The following is a 16,846-nucleotide window of genomic DNA, read 5'->3' as shown; positions in this document are numbered from 1 at the left end:
GCGGCTTTTCCATGCCAGTCGTCCCCACCCGTCAAACGTACCGTCTTGTGCTGCCCGCTTGGCAGGCGGGCAGCAATGCAGCGCTATTTCCCCTGCCCAAGCACGACGTTTCTGCCTATGATACCAAGCATGACAAATCTGCACACCACAATTGCCCGCGTCACCGATCGCATCATCGAAAAGAGCCGGGGCGGCCGCCGCCGCTACCTTGATCTGATTGCCAGCCAACGCGATGTCGGCATCAATCGATCGCAGCTGTCCTGTTCCAATCTGGCCCACGGCTTTGCCGCGGCACTGGACGATCAGGCTACCATCAGGGCCGGCGCACGCGTCAATATCGGCATCGTCACTGCCTTCAACGACATGCTGTCGGCGCACCAGCCTTACGGCCAATATCCACCGCAACTGAAACTGTTTGCGCGAGAAGTGGGGGCAACGGCGCAAGTGGCGGGCGGCGTGCCGGCGATGTGTGACGGCGTCACCCAAGGCCAGGTGGGGATGGAACTTTCGCTGTTCAGCCGGGACACGATCGCAATGGCCACCGCAGTATCGCTGTCGCACGCCATGTTCGAATCGGTCGCGCTGCTTGGTATCTGTGACAAGATCGTGCCCGGCCTGTTGATTGGTGCACTGCGCTTTGGTCATTTGCCGATGCTGTTCGTACCGGGCGGGCCGATGCCGACAGGCCTGCCCAACAAGGAAAAACAGCGCATCCGGCAACTGGCGGCCGAAGGCAAGGTTGGCCGCGGCGAGCTGCTGGAGGCCGAAAGCGCCAGTTACCACAGCCCCGGCACCTGCACATTTTATGGCACCGCCAACAGCAACCAGATGATGATGGAGGTGATGGGCCTGCACATTCCCGGCGCTGCCTTCGTCAATCCCGGCACTGGCCTGCGCACGGCCCTGAACCGTGCAGCCATGCACCGGCTGGCCGGCATCGCGCTGCACCAGCCGGACGAACGCCCGCTGGGAAATTGCGTCGATGAACGCGCCGTCGTCAATGCCATGGTGGGCCTGCTTGCCACCGGCGGTTCGACCAACCACGCCATCCACCTGCCGGCAATTGCACGAGCGGCGGGCATCAGCATCGATTGGCAGGATTTCGACGATCTTTCCGCCGTTGTGCCGCTGATCGCCCACGTCTATCCGGGCGGCGCTGCCGACGTGAACCAGTTCCACGCCGCCGGCGGCATGGCTTTCACCATCCGCACCCTGCTTGATGCCGGCCTGCTGCACGGCGATATCACGACAGCGGGCGGCAACAGCCTGGCCGACTATGCGCGGGATCCGGTGCTGGAAGACGGCCAACTGGCGTGGCAGGACGTTCCGGCCAGCCGCGACGAAAGCATCTTGCGCGCCGCCGACACCCCGTTCCGTGCCGATGGCGGCATGCGGCTGGTGCAGGGCAATCTGGGCCGCGCCATCTTCAAAACGAGCGCGGTTCACGAAGAGCGCTGGACCATCGAAGCCCCTGCCCGCGTGTTCATCGATCAGGAAAGCGTGCAAGCCGCCTTCAAGGCCGGCGAGCTTGACCGCGACGTGGTGGTGGTGGTGCGCGGCCAGGGCCCGCAGGCCAACGGCATGCCCGAACTGCACAAATTGACCCCGGCGCTGGGCGTGCTGCAAGATCGGGGGCACCGGATCGCGCTGGTTACCGATGGCCGCATGTCGGGCGCGTCGGGCAAGGTGCCCGCCGCCATCCATGTGTGCCCCGAAGCCATGGCAGGCGGCCCACTGGCGCGGGTGCGCGACGGCGATGTGATCCGCCTGTGCGCGCGGCTGGGCCAGCTGGACGTGCTGGTGGATGCCGCTGAATTTGCGGCGCGGCCGGCGGCGGTGATCGCAGGTTCGTCTGACGGGACTGGCCGTGAGCTGTTCGCCTTCTTCCGCACTGGCAGCGACGATGCCGAAGCCGGAGCTTCGGCGATGCTGAAGGCGGCAGGACTGTAGAAGCGAAAACGGCCGGGGCGTTACCACCCCGGCCGTTACAATATCTGCAATCAGATGGGTTTACTTGGCCTTCGCCAGATAAGCGACCATACGCTTGGTGGCCAGCGGCGACAGCTTCACGGCCTTGGCAGCAGCGAGGTTGGCCGACGGGCCATTGCCGACTTGCACCAGGGCAACCATGCCCATGGAGAAGTGCGGCAGGCACTTGATGCCGTACACGCCGGGCTTACCGGCCTTGAACACGAAATCCTTGCCCATGGCACCCTTCTGCTCGGCTTCACCGGCCGGCAGGAAACCAGCAATGGTCTGGCCATTGTGGCCCGGGTTAGTGGCGACGAACTTCACGGTGTCACCGGGGGCGGCCTTCACGAACGACGGTTCGAAAACCATGGCGCCTTCAGCACCCTTGTTCAGCATCTTGACGGTGATTTCCTTGGCAGCGGCCGGAGCGGCGATCACCAGGGCAGCGGCGACAAAACCCAGAATCTTCATCAAACTTCCTCCATGTGCCGGCGAAAGCGCCGGCCGGTTTCGAACACGCGCCGGACTCGGTGCCGGATCGGTTGATGACCGCTGATACGCGCGGCCTGCGTGGCACTCAAGGTGGCGACTTGCGGCTAAGTGTCCAAATCCCCATCCATGCACGGGGTATTACGGCAAGCCGGCTTTCACCAAGCTGAACATGTGGGGCTGAACATGTGGGGCTGAACATGGGGGGCTTCAAAACGTTACAGCCTGGCGATGATGCCTGCCGCCGGATCGATATGCCCCTCGACCAGCGCCGCCCAGGCTGCCGCCACGTGCATGTCCCCGCTCACCCGCTCGATGCGCAGCCAGCCCAGCGTGGCGGCAAACCGCCCCCAGCTTGTCCCCAGCCGCTGTTCGAACCCGGCCGGGCCCCACTCTGCCACCCGGTCTTGCGCCACCGTCGGCGCAAAGAACAGCTGCGGCACCGGGCCGGGCAAGGCTGCGACGTTGGGCGTCTGCCAATGCGTGTCGCCCACGACATGGCTTTCCTTCAGGCGACCCCCCAGCAGCGCATGGACATCGCTGCGAATGCCGCCATGGCCGGAAAAATCAATGAACGCGATCGCGGTGCCCGGCACCTGAGCCACTTCGTCGTAGGTGAACACATGATCATAATAACCGGTGTTCAGGCAAAACGCGCGGTTGGCCGGCGAGGTCAGGCCCACCACCGTCTGCCGGCCCTTGGCGGACTGCGCCACGCCGAGCGCAGTTTTTGACGATGCCGACGACAACAGCAACGTATCAACGGGGCGCGTTGCCATCAGGCAATCGATTAGAAAGCTGGTGGTATATAGCGGGCGGAACAGGCATTGCAGCGCCTCGTCCCCCCACGCCGGGCTGGCCGGATTATAGCGGTTGTAGAACGGGGGCAGACCGGCGCGGTGAACGGCGCCATCGGTAAAACCCAGAGTCGATGGTTTGGCTGACATCTGCACCGGCGTGAGCACTGCCTGCGCGCCCATCGGCCAATAACCGAAATAACGCTCCCCTTCGGTCATGCCGGCGGCCCGGCTTTCGATTACCCGGCCAAAGCCCCAGACCGGCACGATACCGTAACCATCTGGCGCGGGAAAAAACCGCCAATAGGCGAAATCCTCGCCGTGCACGGCATAGGTGACGTTGTTGGCGGTGAGCGCGAAATGCTCCACGGCAAAGCGCACCTCGCCGTCACCCAGCGCACCGGGATCGGGCAACGCAGTGGTATTCGCCAAGGCGCCAACGCGGGCAGCAAGAATGGTCATTGGGCTTTGTCCTTCCAGATGGCGACGCCAGCGGGCGGCACCGGGCTCACGCCGATCAGCAGATCATGGCCAATTGGAACAGGCTGCGGGCCATAATTGAACAGAAAATTCAGATCGCCGCGCCGTTCCAGCCGCACATCCGGGCCCAGATCGCGCGGCAGCAGCCCGGCCGCCGCCGCTACATCACCCACCACCCGGCGCAGCAGGCCATCATCAACCTGGCCGGCCAGATAATGCGCGCGGCCTTGCGCAAACCACAGGCCGCGGCCGTCATCCAGTGCCAGCCGCGTATCTGTGCCGGCGCCGGCCTCAACGTCCTCCATCCAGCCGCTCACCAAGCCCGCATTGCCTGCAGCGAGGGCGATTCCGGGCGGCAGGCTTTCGACGCGCACCACTGTCACATCGATCAACAACTTCAGCCCATCCGGCGGCAGGCCGGCCGGAATGGCAAAATCGCGCGTTTTGGACCCAGTGCGCGGGCCAGCAATCACCGCCCCGCCAGCCGCCGCCAGCCGCGCCGCCAATGCCGTCTCCACAAACACCTGTGCCGGCAGCAAAACCAGCCGGTAGCCCGCCAGATCGCAATCCGGCGGCACGATATCCACGCTCAATCCCAGCCGCCGCGCCGCCGTGTGCCAGGCCATCGCTGTCGCCAGCGCATCCTGATCGCGCCCCTGCGGCTGGCTTTGCACCGCCCACACGCTGTCATAATCGAACATCAGTGCCACATCGCTTTGCCCGCGCGGCGGCAGCGGGCCAAGGCTGGCAATCCCGGCCGCCAGCGCCTGCACCTCCGGCCAGGCAGCGGCAGGCTGGTTGTCAGGCCGGTTCAGCCCGGCATGCATGGCTTCCTGCCCGGTGGGGGCCTGGCGCCAGCGAAACCAGCTCATCCGCTCGGCATCCTGCGCCAACGCTTCCCAGCCCCACAACTCGATAGCACCTTTCGCCGGAGCCGGGTTCCACGCCGCCCAGTTCACCGGGCCCGGCTGTTGTTCGATCACCCACCAGCGCCCCTGCCCGCAGGCGCGATACAGGCTGTGGTGAAACGCTGTCAGATCAGGATGGCCGGTGCGCAGGTATCGCGCCTTGTCCGCCGCAGTGAACGGCCCCTGCCACAGGAAGCCGATCGGATAGCTGTCCCACGTCGCCACGTCCAGTTGCCGGCCAACAGCGAAATGATCGAATTCGGTGAACAAGCCCATGAAATTATGGATAATGTCCCGCCCCGGCGAGGCGGCGCGCAGGACGGCCACCTGCGCCGCATTGAAGCGTTCGACCATGCTTGAGGAAAAGCGCTGCCAATCCTGCCGATGCGCCGGATGGCTTTCGGTGACGGTACCGAACGGCGCATCCACCTCGGCAAAGCTGCGATATTCCTGCGCCCAGAACGCCAGCCCCCACGCCGCATTCAGCGCCTGCACATCGCCATAGCGCGCCGCCAGCCAGTGCCGAAACGCCGCCTTGGCCGCATCGGATGTACTCACAACCGTGTCGTGGCAGCCATACTCATTGTCGGTCTGCCAGGCGACAATGGCGGGGTGCTGGCCATACCGCTCGGCCATCAGCGCCGTGATGCGCTTGGCCTGTTCCAGATAAACCTCTGACGCAAAACAATAATGCCGGCGCGAACCAAATCCCCGCACTTGCCCGTCGCGGCTCCTCGCCATTATTTCCGGATGTGCATCGACCAGCCATTTCGGCGGCGTGGCGGTGGGTGTGCCCATCACCACCTCGATGCCCGCACCGTGCGCCAGTTCCACCACGCGGTCCAGCCACGCCCAATCCAGCTGGCCAGGTTCAGGCTCAATCCGGCTCCAGGCAAATTCGCCGATGCGCACAAACGACAGGCCCAGCGCCGCCATGCGCTGCACATCGCTTGCCCATAACGCCTCCGGCCATTGTTCGGGGTACCAGCAAACGCCGAGTTTCATGGGCGCTGATTTGCCACGATCACAGGCCCGCGAACAGCTGCTTTCGCGGCCCCAGATAGCCGAACAGATAGGCCGCCACCTTGCGCATCTGGATCTCTTCGGATCCCTCGGTTATCCGATAGCGGCGGTGGTGGCGGAAAATATGTTCGAACGGCTTGTGCCGGCTGTAACCGATGCCGCCATGCACCTGCATCGCCCGGTCAGCCGCCTCGCACACCAGCCGGTTGGCCCAGTAATTGCACATCGAAATCTTGTCCGAAAGCTGGCTTTCGATGGCTTCGTGCGGCATGTGATCCATATCCCACGCCGTCTTGTAGATCATCAGGCGCAGCATTTCGCACTGGGTGGCCAGTTCCACCAACGGAAATTGGATGGCCTGATTCTTCGACAATGGCTCGCCGAACGGCTTTCGCGTCCGGGCATAACGCACGCTTTCTTCCACGCAGAATGTTGCTGCGCCCAGCGACGATGCCGCCTGCCGAATGCGGTTCTGGTGCACAAAGCTTTGCGCCAGCGACAGGCCGCCATCCGCTGGCCCCAGCCGCGTTGAATCCGGCACCCACACGTTGGTAAAACTTACGCGCGGGTGATCGGTGGGCATGTTGAAGGTCCACAGATACTCTTCCACCTTCAGGCCCGGCGTATCGGTGGGCACAAGGAAGCAGCTTATCCCCCGCGCCGCGCCCGCCGCACCCGATGTGCGGCAGAAGGTGGCGCAGTGGGTGGCGACATGCATGCCGGTGGTCCACATCTTCTCGCCATTGATCAGCCAGCCGGAGACCCCGTCACGGGTTTCCGGCACAGCCGTTGTTTCCATGTGGGTGGCATCGCTGCCATGCTCGGGCTCGGTCAGGCCAAAGGCGGTGATGCGCTGTCTCGCAAAGCCGCCCAGGATGAATTCGTCCTGCTGGGCCGGCGTGCCGAACGCTTCGAACATGGCGACAAACGGGAAATTGCCAACGATGCTGTGTTCGTTCTGCAGATCATTGTGCAGGCCCAGGCCCTTGGCGGCAAAACGATCGCGTATCACCGCCATCCACAGGTTGCTGCCATCCTTGCCGCCATATTTCTTTGGCGCCGAAAAGCGCCAGTGCCCGGCCTTGTCGGCGCGCACGCTCGCCTCGCGCAGCAGCAATTCCCATTCATGGCGGGGCAGGCCGCCGTTTTCGAAATCCGTACGCGCCCATTCGCGGCGATGATCGAAAAAGCGGATATTGTCGTCCTGGTTTTCCAGCGGCTTGATCTCGGCCGCGATAAACACGTCAAGCTCGGCCAGATAGGCAATCAGGTCGGCTGGCAGCGCAAAATCCATTGCAGTTTCCTTTCGCGTGAACAGCCAGTGTGGGCCGGCCGGGGCGCCGGAAAAACTGGCCTAATGGGGAAGGCCGGCTGGCGCAAAATAGAAAGGATACCGCCGATACGGAGCAAAAACTGTCGGAATATCTTACAAAATGGACGTAAACTCTTCCTTAACCATTACAATATTTCAATGGGTTAATGCATCATTTTTGCTATGGCACGATCCTTGCTTGCCTGCGTGTCAGTCCCTCGGGTCGGGACCAAGACAGGTTGGGTGTTGTGAACAATATTTCGAAGCTCGTTTCTGCTGCGCTGGTTGGGGCCGGCATGACGTCCCCGGTAGTGGCACAGACCGCGCTTTCAACGTCGGCTCAGACGATCACACCGACCGCAATCGGGAGCACCACTTCCACCCAGACTCAGACGGCAACCGGCGCGGGCACAACGACGTTCAACACGCCGGCCACCTCATCATTCACGACTTTTGTCGCGCCCGGCGCGTTCACGCAGTTCAACACCAACACCGGCATCCTGGTCGGCGCACGCTTGGGCGCCGACGTGAACTACAACGTGTCGCTCAGCGCCACGGGCGCCGGAACCGGCGGTTACAAGGTTACGGTAAATTCCACCCTCGAAGCGTCAATCGCGGTCAACGGCGGGACGCCCTTTGTGTTGGGTTCTGCGGCCCTTTCCACCAACTGCAATGGGGGCGATTGCGCCAACGCGTCTGCAAACAACACCGTTTTCTTCCCCAGTAGCACACCGAATAACAGGAGAGCGGGCACTGCGTCTGCAGGCGGCAACCTCGCCGCTTTCACTTCGAACCCGCAAGGCTTCACGTTCCTGACCCAGATCAGTGCGACAGGGACGACTATCACCAACAACGCCACCACCACGTCCGGAACGGCCACCACCACCGCCAGGCTCACCAGCAACAGCTATTCGCTGACTTATGATTACCTCAACTTCTCGACGCCGTCGTTCACGACAGGCACCCAGACGACGTCCGCGACCGCAAGTATCGGCAGGGTGTTCCGCGGTTCAACGGCGACGCAGTCGTTCAACGTCACCAATACCGCTGCCTCGCCCACCAACACGTCGCCGACGAGCCTGACCAGCGTCACCGGTGGCAATGCCGGCGTGAGCACCACGTTGACTTCGCTTAGCAATCTGGCGGCTGGCCAAACCTCTGGTGCCTTCACCGTTGGCCTCAACACTTCGACGGTCGGTGCCAAATCCGGCACCTTCACCTATGCGATGACCGACACGCCGACGGTTGGCGGGGTTGCGGTGTCCGGTGCAGCCGGCATGCGCACGACCAATCTCACGCAAAACGTCACCGGCACCGTCGTCGATCGCGCCTCGCCGTCGTTCAGCACCTCATCAAACGACACCACGACCAGCGTCAACTTCGGCAACGTCTATCGTGACGCAGGCAACCAGACCAGCAGTGCGCTCACCCTGGCCAACAACGGCGGCGGCGCCGCGGTCAACGCTGTCCTGAACAGCGTCACCACCTCGGGTGGCTTCACCACCACGCTCGCCAATGGGTTGCAGGTGGCTGCCAGCACACCGCAAAGCTTCACAGCGTCGTTCAACCCCAATGTTGGCGCTAGCGGCACCCGTAACGGCACGCTTCTGCTGTCGCTCAGCGACGTGACCACGGGGATGGCTGCGGGCACGACTGCCAACACCTACAGCATGACGGTGAACACCACTGCCACTGTGTGGGACCGTGCCAACCCGCAATTCGCCGCCACGCAGACTGGCCGCACCCAGACGATCAACCTTGGCACCGTGTTCGCCGGTTCAACGGCTTCGGCCAATTTTGCCCTGACCAACGTCGCCGATGCCGGCACCAACCGGGTTGCCACAAGCCTGAACAGCATCAACACAGCCGCAGCAGGCAATTTCTCGACCAATCTGGCACCGCTCTCCAGCTTGGCCGCAGGCAACACCACCAGCAATTACACCGCCAGTTTCAACTCCACCGCCGCTGGCCAGAACAATGGTACGTTCGTGCTGAACATGGCCGACGTCGCCCCGTCGGCCGGCATCGCCGGCGCCGGCAGCAACTACCAGCTTACGCTGAATGCCACGGCCAACGTAATCAATCATGCCAATCCGTCGTTCAACGGTACCACGGTCGAAACCAGCAAAACGCTCGACTTCGGCACGGTCTCGTCGCGCGGCGGCCCGGTTTTGCTGAATTTTTCGCTGTTCAACATCGGCGACACCAACAGTGCCGGGCTTCAACTTTTCCAGATCGACGGCCCGGGCAATGCGCTGTTCAGTTCAAACGTGTCACCCTTCCTGAACCTTGCTGGCGGCGCTTTCAACAACTACACGGTCACACTCAATCCGCTGACCCTTGGCGCTGCCAGTGGCCTCTACACCCTGCTGTTCCGTGATCATGCGCCGGGCGTGTCGGGCGTACGGCAGTATTCGCTCAACCTCACGCTTTCCGGCACTGTATTCGATCCGGTTCCGGAACCGGGCACGTGGATGATGATGATGCTGGGCTTTGGCCTGGTGGGCGCCGTCGCCCGCCGCCGCGCCGCGGTTACAGCCTGAGCGAGCCGCACGCAGCGCGGCCACTGCAACACACACGCAAAAGGGCGGGATTGGCGGTAGCTGGTCCCGCCCTTTACGTCTGAGCACCAGATGACAAACCCCTTGCGCGCCAGGCGCGGCAGGGCAACGATGCGGCCGGGGAGAATTGCCATGAACATCCACACCGATCGCCGCCACCTGCTCGCTGCCGCCGTGGCAACGCCGCTGTGGGCCAATTGGGCAACGCGCGCCGCAGCGCACGGCGAGGACGCCGATACGCTGCTGTATGATGGCCGGCTGATCACCATGGACGATGCTCGTCCGCGTGCCACCGCCATGGCAATAAAGGGCGGCCGGATCATGGCGGTGGGCAGCGACGACGTGCGCAGCCTGGCCGGCAAGGCCACGCACATGGTCGATCTGAAAGGCGCCTGCGTGGTGCCGGGCTTCATCGATTGCCATAACCACCCGATCGGCGATGTGCTGCTGTATGAAACGCTGGTCGGCAATCCGTTCGAGGTGGAATTCGCCACCATCCAGTCGATCATCGACAAATTACGCGCCAAGGCCGCCGCCACGCTGGCGGGATTTTGGGTGGAGGGTTTTTTCCACGACGACACCAAGCTGAAGGACGGCCGCCAATTGACGGTGGATGATCTCGACAAGGTGAGCAGCGCGCATCCGGTGATGGTGCGCCACCGCGGCGGCCACACGGTGTTCGTGAATTCCAAGGCATTGGCCTTGGCCGGCGTCACGCGGGACACGCCAAACCCGCCGGGCGGCACCTTCGATCGGTTGCCTGACGGCCGCCTGTCGGGCCGCATCACCGACAATGCCATCGACATCGTGGAGGAAAAGGGCCAGCGCCCCGTAATCGACGCCGCCGAACGGGCAAGGCGCAGCCGCGCCGGCATCGCCCATATCAGCGCCGCGTTCAGCCGATATGGCCTGACCACGGTGCACCACCAGGGCGGCGATCTGGCCGCCATTCAGGATGTGCGCGCCGCCGGGCAGCTGAAACACCGGGTGAGCTATGAAACGCAAGGCGCGATGGTCGATCAGATGATCGCCGCCGGGCTAAAGACCGGTTTCGGTGATGATTGGATCCGGTTGGGCGCCACCGCCGAACACACCGCCGATGGCAGTTTTTCCGAACGCACCATGGCGCTATCCACCCCCTATGCCGGGCGTACCCCGCCCTATTATGGCAACATCACCGAACCGCAGGATGCGCTGGACGCGTGGGTGCAAAAAGTAGTGCGCGCCGGCATCCAGCCCAATATCCACGCCAATGGCGACGTCACCATCGGCATGGCGCTGACCGCGTTCGAACGCGCGCTGGCCAAGGTGCCGGTGAAGGATCTGCGGCCCAAGATCACTCACTGCACCCTGATCAACGAAAGCCTGCTGAAACGCATGGCGGCGATCGGCGCGGTGCCGGCGCCGTTCACCAGTTATGCCTATTACAACAGCGACAAATTCGGATTTTATGGGGAGGCCCGCATGGCCAACGCCATGGCGTTTCGCAGCTTTCTGGATCACGGCATCAAGGTGTGCGCCGGCAGCGATTTCTTCCCTGGCCCGTTTGCGCCGCTGATGGGTATCCAGGGCATGGTGACCCGAACGGGGTGGAACGGCGAAACCTGGGGCGCCAACCAGCGGGTAAGCGTGCTGGAGGCGATCCGCATCAACACACTCAACGGCGCCTGGGCGGCCAAGGAAGAAGCCATCAAGGGCAGCCTGACCGCCGGCAAGCTGGCGGATTATGTCGTGCTCGCCGAAGATCCGGAAACCGTGAAGCCGGGTGCGTTGAAAGATATCAAGATTATCGAAACCGTGGTCGACGGCCGCAGCCAATACCGCGCCTGAAACGACATGACCGGCTTGCATATCCGCCCCGCCTTGGCCGGCGAAATACCGGTGCTCGAAGCGCTCATCACGGCGTCGGCACGCGCCCTCAGCCAGGGATATTACACGGCGACCGAGACCGAGGCCGCCCTCAGCCATGTATTCGGGGTAGACAGCGAACTGGTCGCCGATGGCACCTATCTGGTCGTGGAGGACAGCAGCGGCAATCCGCTGGGCTGCGGCGGCTGGAGCCGGCGGGCAACGCTGTTTGGCGGGGACAAATTTGCCAGCCGGGCTTCAGGCCTGCTCGATCCGGCGCGCGATGCCGCCAAGATCCGCGCGTTTTTCGTGGCGCCGCACGCCGCCCGGCGCGGCGTGGGTGCGGCGCTGCTCATGGCCTGCGAGGATGCAGCCGCCGCCGCCGGCTTCACCCGCACCGAATTGATGGCCACCCTGCCCGGCCAACCCTTTTATGCCGCCAATGCCTACGCACCGGGGCCGGCAATCGATCTTGATTGCGGCGGCGTGGCCGTTCGCTTTGTCCCGATGCACAAGCAGCTGCCTGCCTGATATCCCGGCCGCAGTGGGCAAGACTGTTGCGTAAAAACCCCATGTGGGAAATGTTACATTGCCGCAACAGCCCTCGATGCAATTTGCATGGTGCACAAATGGCGTATGTCGGGCAAACGTGCATTTGCGCTTGAAGAGGATCGCTTGGATCCGGTTGCTGGCCTGAAAGAAGGGCTTTGTCGACAAGCGTCGGGGGCGTTGCCAAGGCAGGGGCGGCGTGAAAGCCACCAGAACAATGGTTGGAACGCGGGTTTCTGCCAAGGCTGGTAAAAAATATTGTGCCGCAACGGCGGATCGAATTGGCCGAGTGAATACCAACCAGGGGACTGAAATGACGCACTATACCAACCGGGCCCAACGGGGCGAATTGAAGCTGGCGACATCATTGCTGGCACTGACGCTGGCGGGCTTTGCAGCCCCGGCGCTCGCCGCTGAAGACCAGGCCGCAGCCCCGCCGGCCGCAGCCGAATCCCGTGAAGACACCACAATCATCGTTACCGGCACCCGCCGTACCGACCGCACGGTTTCCGAAAGCGCCGTGCCGATCGACGTGTTCACCGCCGACGATTTCAAGGCTCAGCCTTCTCCGCAGCTGCAGAACATCATCAAGACGCTGGTGCCGTCGTTCAACCAGAACCGCAACCTGCTCGGCGATGCCTCGGCCTTCGTGCGTCCGCCCAACCTGCGCGGCCTGCCGGCCGACCAAATCCTCGTGCTGATCAACGGCAAGCGCATGCACCGTTCGGCCCTGGTGCAGGTGACCGGCGATGCCCTGAACGTGGGTTCGCAAGGCCCTGATCTGTCACAGATTTCCTCGCCAGCCGTGAGCCGTATTGAAGTGCTGCGCGACGGTGCTGCCGCCCAGTACGGTTCCGATGCCATCGCCGGCGTGATCAACATCGGCCTGAGCCGCGCTGACAACGGCCTGAACCTCGCGGCGCGTTACGGCCAGACCTACCGCGGCGACGGTGAAGACCTCCAGCTCAGCGCCAATGCCGGCTTCAAGCTGGGTGATGGCGGTTTCTTCAACATCACCGGTGAATTCATCGATCAGAACGTGTTCGATCGTTCGGTGGCGCGCCCGGAAATCGCCCCGCTGATCGCCGCTGGCATCACGCCGCCGCGCCCCACGGGCAACCGCCTCGGCCAGCCGTCCAACCGCGCCTACCGCGTGGTGTGGAACGCCGCTGTGCCGGTGGGTGATGGCGACGAAGTCTATGCCTTCGGCAACTACGGCTGGCAGCGCCAGTCCAACGACTTCAACTATCGCCGCCCGATCGCCGTGTCGGCAGCCGACATTCCACTGCGTCCGGGTACCGGCACGTTTGGCAAGTCGATCGGTACGCCGTGGTATCTTGACCGCATAGGTACCGATTCCGCCACGGGCCGCCCGATTTATGACGCCGAAGGCCGCACTTTCTCGGACACGTCGATCTTCCCCAACGGCTTCGTGCCGGTGTTCGAAGCTTCAATCGAGGATCTGTCGATCGTCGGCGGCTACAAGGGCTCGACCGAAGGCGGCGTGAAGTATGACATCACTGCTGCTTACGGCCGCAACCAGATCCGGTATTTCATGTATGACACGTTGAACCCATCGCTGGGTCCGGCGTCTCCCACCGATTTTTACCTCGGCAAGGTCACGCAGCAGGAATATAATATCAACGCAGACTTCAGCTATGAAACCGATATTGGCCTCTACAAGCCGCTGTTCATCGCTGCCGGCCTCGAATTCCGCCGCGAAACCTTTGCTGTTGGCTTGGGCGATCGTGCCTCGTGGGAACCAGGCATCTATGGCTCGCAGCTGGTTGAGCGTAACGACCTGTCCCGGTTCAACGTGACCAAGGCAGTTGGCTCCAACGGCTTCCCTGGGTTTGGCCCCGACTCTGTGGCTGAAGGCGGCCGCAACAACTATTCGGCCTACGTCGATTTCGAAGCCGAAGTGGTCGAAGGCCTCGATCTCGGGCTGGCTGCTCGTTACGATTATTTCAACGATTTCGGCAGCACCTTCAACGGCAAGTTCAGCGCACGTTGGGCCATCAACGACGTCATCGCCCTGCGCGGTGCGGCCTCCACCGGCTTCCGTGCACCGACACCCGGCCAGCAGTTTACTCAGAACACCCAGACCAACTTCCCGCAGGGCAGCCCGGTTCCGGTGGCAGTACAGACTGCCCGCCCTGACAGCATCTCCGCGCAGTTTTATGGCGCCAAGGAGCTTACGCCGGAAAAATCGACCAGTTTCTCGGGTGGTTTCGTCGTCACACCCGGCGGCGGTTTCAACCTGACGGTCGACGCCTACAACATCGTCGTCAAGGATCGCATCGGCATCACCTCGTCGATCAACACCACTCCGGCTGATCAGCAGGCACTGCTGGCGCTGGGCCTGACCACGGCGCTCGATCTGGGCCAGGTGAACTACTTTACCAACGGCTTCCGCACCCGCACGCAGGGCTTCGATATCGTCTTGTCGCACCGCACGGATACAGCCATCGGCCGCTTCAACAGCAGCCTCGCGGTAAACTACAACCGCACCAAGGTCACCGATCGCCGGACTATCGCGCTGTCCACCGTTCGTCCGACCGACACTCGCGTGCTCAGCCTGATCGACAACACCCGCAAGGGCAACATCGAAGACAGCAACCCGCGGTGGCGCGCTGTGCTCAGCACCAACTACACCAGCGGAGCGTTCGACCTGACGGTGCGTGGCAACTACTTCGGCAAGTTCACCACCTATTTCAACCCGGTGGGCAGCATCCCAGCCGGAGTGGACCCGGTGGCCTTCCGCGCCCGTTATCCGGCGCCGAACGCGGCGGCAGGCATCCCTGAGTGGGGCAAGACTTTCGGTGCCGAAATCGGCATTGATGTCGAAGCCGGCTTCACCATCGCCGAAAATTATCGCCTCGCGGTGGGTGTTGAAAATCTGTTCAACAACTATCCGGATGTCGAAACCCGCAATGCCTATCCGTCCACCGGCGGCCAGGCCAACGGATCCATCTACCCCGGCGCCGCGCCGCTGGGTCAGGCGGGCGGCTTCTGGTACGTACGCGCCACCGCGAAGTTCTGATCGCGACGCAGGCATTATCGCTTGCCAAGGTCGGGCGGCAGGGCAATCCTGCCGCCCGTTCGCGTTTCCACACCACCAAGGGGATCAACCATGAAATTGTTCACGCTCGCCGTCGCCGGTCTAGCCGTGGCCATCGCCGCTCCGGCGCTCGCTGCCCCTAAAGCCAATGTGGAAAAGGTCGGCACGCCCGGCGGCCGCATCCTGACCGCTGCCAAGGTTTCGCCCAAGGCCACCACCGTCTATCTGTCAGGCAACCTCGCATCGCCGGCCACGCCGGGGGGCAGCGATTATGGTGACACCAAGGCCCAGACGCTCAGCACGCTCAAAAAGATCAAGGAACTGCTGGCAGCGCACGGGATGACCATGAAGGACATCGTGCGCATGGATGCCTATCTGGTTGCGGCGCCGGGCATGGACGGCAAGATGGATTTCGCTGGCTACAACGCCGGTTTCGCCGAATATTTCAACAACACCGAAAATCCGACCACCACCACCCGCACCACCATGCAGGTCGCCGCGCTGGCTGGCTCGCAGTTCCTGGTTGAGTTGACGGTCATCGCGGCCAAGTAAGGCGCGCCAACAGCGTTCAAGAGGGCCGCCGGGGCAATCTGGCGGCCTTTTCGTTTTACAGCAGCACGCGTTCCGGCTTGGGCACTTCAGTAAGGACGGTTTCGCGGTCGATGCGCATCAGCGGCTTGATGTGGCCATCGCGCAGATCATAAACCCAGCCGTGCAGCGTGAGCGGGCGGGAGGCCTTGAACGCCTTCTGCACCGGTGCGGCGCCTGCGAGGTGAACCAATTGGTCACGCACATTCACTTCCACCAACCGGTTCACCCGTTCCTCGCCTTCGGGCAGGGCTTCGATCTCGCAGCGATGATCGTCCAGAACCTGGCGGGCATGTTCCAGCCAGTGGGCAATCGGGCCTTCCGGCGCGCCATCAAGCGCCGCCTGGATACCGCCACAGCCATAATGGCCGCAGATCACCACATGCTCCACATCCAGCACGTTCACGGCATAATCCAGCACAGCCATCAGGTTGCGGTCGTCGGGATAGACGAGATTGGCAATATTCCTGTGCACGAAGAGGCCGCCCGGCACGGCCTGGGTCATCTGGTCGGGCGCGACCCGGCTATCTGAACAGCCGATCCACAAGAAGGCAGGGCGCTGCCAATTGATGTTGCGATTGAAGAATTCCGGGTTCTCGGCCAGCATTTCGGCAGCCCAAGCCCGGTTTGACAGCAACAATTGTTCGACTTCCTGCATCGGAGGCTGATGTCCTTCAGGTTGCGCGGGCGCGGGTGACAGGGGCGTTGATCATGGCCGCGGAACGCCGGGTGTGATCGGCCCGCACCTTCACATCGATACCGCGATACTGTGCAGCACGCGTGAAGCCGTTGATGATGTCGATGCAATCCAGATCAACATAGGAGGTCGCCGACAGGTCGATCAGCAAGGATGATCCTTCCGGCACCCGCTCCAGCGCCTGCTGCAGCGCCGGCTTGTGCATGAAATACAGATTGCGCCGCGCCCGCACCATTACCGTGTCGCCATATTCGACATACGTGATGATATTGCCGGTGGAGCGCCAGATCACAAAGCCCATGCCCACGATCAAGCCGATCCCAATGCCGATCAGCAGATCGGTGAACAGGATGGCAAAAACGGTGACAGTGAAAGGGATGAACTGGCTGAACCCCTGTTTCCACCGCTGGAAGAACAGCGCCGGCTTGGCCAGCTTGTAGCCGGTTGCGATCAGCACCGCCGCCAGGGCCGACAGCGGGATAAGGTTAAGCACCGCGGGAATGACTGCCAGGCCCAGCAATAACCAGGTGCCATGAAGCATGGTCGACAACCGCGAATCCGC

General features: G+C 62.9%; 12 protein-coding genes. 6 read left to right on the top strand and 6 right to left on the bottom strand.

Annotation, left to right across the window (positions count from 1 at the left end):
* Positions 1-129 precede the first annotated feature (129 nt).
* A complete protein-coding gene (gene edd, locus ACESL8_RS02885; RefSeq protein WP_372915764.1) occupies positions 130-1,950 on the top strand; it encodes a phosphogluconate dehydratase in 1,821 nt (606 codons plus the stop codon).
* 60 nt (positions 1,951-2,010) lie between these two features.
* Here edd and ACESL8_RS02880 read toward each other — a convergent pair whose 3' ends face one another.
* From ACESL8_RS02880 to ACESL8_RS02865, 4 genes are all read right to left on the bottom strand, one after another.
* Positions 2,011-2,442 carry a pseudoazurin gene (locus tag ACESL8_RS02880; RefSeq protein ID WP_372915761.1) on the bottom strand — a complete coding sequence of 144 codons (432 nt, stop codon included), beginning with the start codon at positions 2,440-2,442 and terminating at the stop codon, positions 2,011-2,013.
* 236 nt (positions 2,443-2,678) lie between these two features.
* Positions 2,679-3,719 (bottom strand): DUF2855 family protein, encoded by a 1,041-nt coding sequence (locus ACESL8_RS02875; protein WP_372915759.1) that lies wholly within the window; start codon positions 3,717-3,719, stop codon positions 2,679-2,681.
* A complete protein-coding gene (locus ACESL8_RS02870; RefSeq protein ID WP_372915757.1) occupies positions 3,716-5,650 on the bottom strand; it encodes a beta-galactosidase in 1,935 nt (644 codons plus the stop codon). The genes ACESL8_RS02875 and ACESL8_RS02870 overlap by 4 nt, the downstream gene beginning before the upstream one ends.
* A 19-nt stretch (positions 5,651-5,669) precedes the next feature.
* The gene (locus ACESL8_RS02865; RefSeq protein ID WP_372915755.1) at positions 5,670-6,962 is read right to left on the bottom strand and encodes an acyl-CoA dehydrogenase family protein; all 1,293 of its coding nucleotides are present in this window, start codon (positions 6,960-6,962) and stop codon (positions 5,670-5,672) included.
* Between the two features lie 314 nt (positions 6,963-7,276).
* On the opposite strand from ACESL8_RS02865, the gene ACESL8_RS02860 reads away from it, so the two are divergent.
* From ACESL8_RS02860 to ACESL8_RS02840, 5 genes are all read left to right on the top strand, one after another.
* Positions 7,277-9,523, top strand: coding sequence for a choice-of-anchor D domain-containing protein (locus tag ACESL8_RS02860; RefSeq protein ID WP_372915753.1), 2,247 nt, complete (start codon positions 7,277-7,279; stop codon positions 9,521-9,523).
* 150 nt (positions 9,524-9,673) lie between these two features.
* On the top strand, positions 9,674-11,371 hold the full coding sequence (locus ACESL8_RS02855; protein WP_372915751.1) for an amidohydrolase: 1,698 nt from the start codon (positions 9,674-9,676) through the stop codon (positions 11,369-11,371).
* Between the two features lie 6 nt (positions 11,372-11,377).
* Complete coding sequence (locus ACESL8_RS02850; RefSeq protein WP_372915749.1) at positions 11,378-11,920, top strand: GNAT family N-acetyltransferase; 543 nt, start codon at positions 11,378-11,380, stop codon at positions 11,918-11,920.
* Positions 11,921-12,251: 331 nt separating this feature from the next.
* Positions 12,252-14,981, top strand: coding sequence for a TonB-dependent receptor plug domain-containing protein (locus ACESL8_RS02845; RefSeq protein ID WP_372915747.1), 2,730 nt, complete (start codon positions 12,252-12,254; stop codon positions 14,979-14,981).
* Between the two features lie 90 nt (positions 14,982-15,071).
* On the top strand, positions 15,072-15,551 hold the full coding sequence (locus ACESL8_RS02840) for a Rid family hydrolase (protein ID WP_372915745.1): 480 nt from the start codon (positions 15,072-15,074) through the stop codon (positions 15,549-15,551).
* A gap of 55 nt (positions 15,552-15,606) precedes the next feature.
* Here the strand turns inward: ACESL8_RS02840 and ACESL8_RS02835 are convergent, their stop codons facing one another.
* Together ACESL8_RS02835 and ACESL8_RS02830 are read right to left on the bottom strand one after the other, a co-directional pair.
* Entirely contained in the window at positions 15,607-16,245 is a 639-nt protein-coding gene (locus tag ACESL8_RS02835) for a carbonic anhydrase (protein WP_372915743.1), read from the bottom strand.
* 16 nt (positions 16,246-16,261) lie between these two features.
* A partial coding sequence (locus ACESL8_RS02830; RefSeq protein WP_372915741.1) for a SulP family inorganic anion transporter occupies positions 16,262-16,846 on the bottom strand: 585 nt, incomplete at its 5' end.

This window comes from Sandarakinorhabdus sp. (assembly GCF_041689835.1).
Classification (GTDB): Bacteria; Pseudomonadota; Alphaproteobacteria; order Sphingomonadales; family Sphingomonadaceae; genus Sandarakinorhabdus.
This window is presented reverse-complemented; position numbering and strand designations above follow the sequence as displayed.

Excerpts from the sequence above, each read along its gene's own strand:
- ACESL8_RS02870 (WP_372915757.1), bottom strand. The coding sequence starts at position 5,650 with ATGAAACTCGGCGTTTGCTGGTACCCCGAACAATGGCCGGAGGCGTTA.
- ACESL8_RS02865 (WP_372915755.1), bottom strand. The coding sequence starts at position 6,962 with ATGGATTTTGCGCTGCCAGCCGACCTGATTGCCTATCTGGCCGAGCTT.
- ACESL8_RS02875 (WP_372915759.1), bottom strand. The coding sequence starts at position 3,719 with ATGACCATTCTTGCTGCCCGCGTTGGCGCCTTGGCGAATACCACTGCG.
- ACESL8_RS02860 (WP_372915753.1), top strand. The coding sequence starts at position 7,277 with ATGACGTCCCCGGTAGTGGCACAGACCGCGCTTTCAACGTCGGCTCAG.
- edd (WP_372915764.1), top strand. The coding sequence starts at position 130 with ATGACAAATCTGCACACCACAATTGCCCGCGTCACCGATCGCATCATC.
- ACESL8_RS02840 (WP_372915745.1), top strand. The coding sequence starts at position 15,072 with ATGAAATTGTTCACGCTCGCCGTCGCCGGTCTAGCCGTGGCCATCGCC.
- ACESL8_RS02845 (WP_372915747.1), top strand. The coding sequence starts at position 12,252 with ATGACGCACTATACCAACCGGGCCCAACGGGGCGAATTGAAGCTGGCG.
- ACESL8_RS02835 (WP_372915743.1), bottom strand. The coding sequence starts at position 16,245 with ATGCAGGAAGTCGAACAATTGTTGCTGTCAAACCGGGCTTGGGCTGCC.
- ACESL8_RS02850 (WP_372915749.1), top strand. The coding sequence starts at position 11,378 with ATGACCGGCTTGCATATCCGCCCCGCCTTGGCCGGCGAAATACCGGTG.
- ACESL8_RS02880 (WP_372915761.1), bottom strand. The coding sequence starts at position 2,442 with ATGAAGATTCTGGGTTTTGTCGCCGCTGCCCTGGTGATCGCCGCTCCG.
- ACESL8_RS02855 (WP_372915751.1), top strand. The coding sequence starts at position 9,674 with ATGAACATCCACACCGATCGCCGCCACCTGCTCGCTGCCGCCGTGGCA.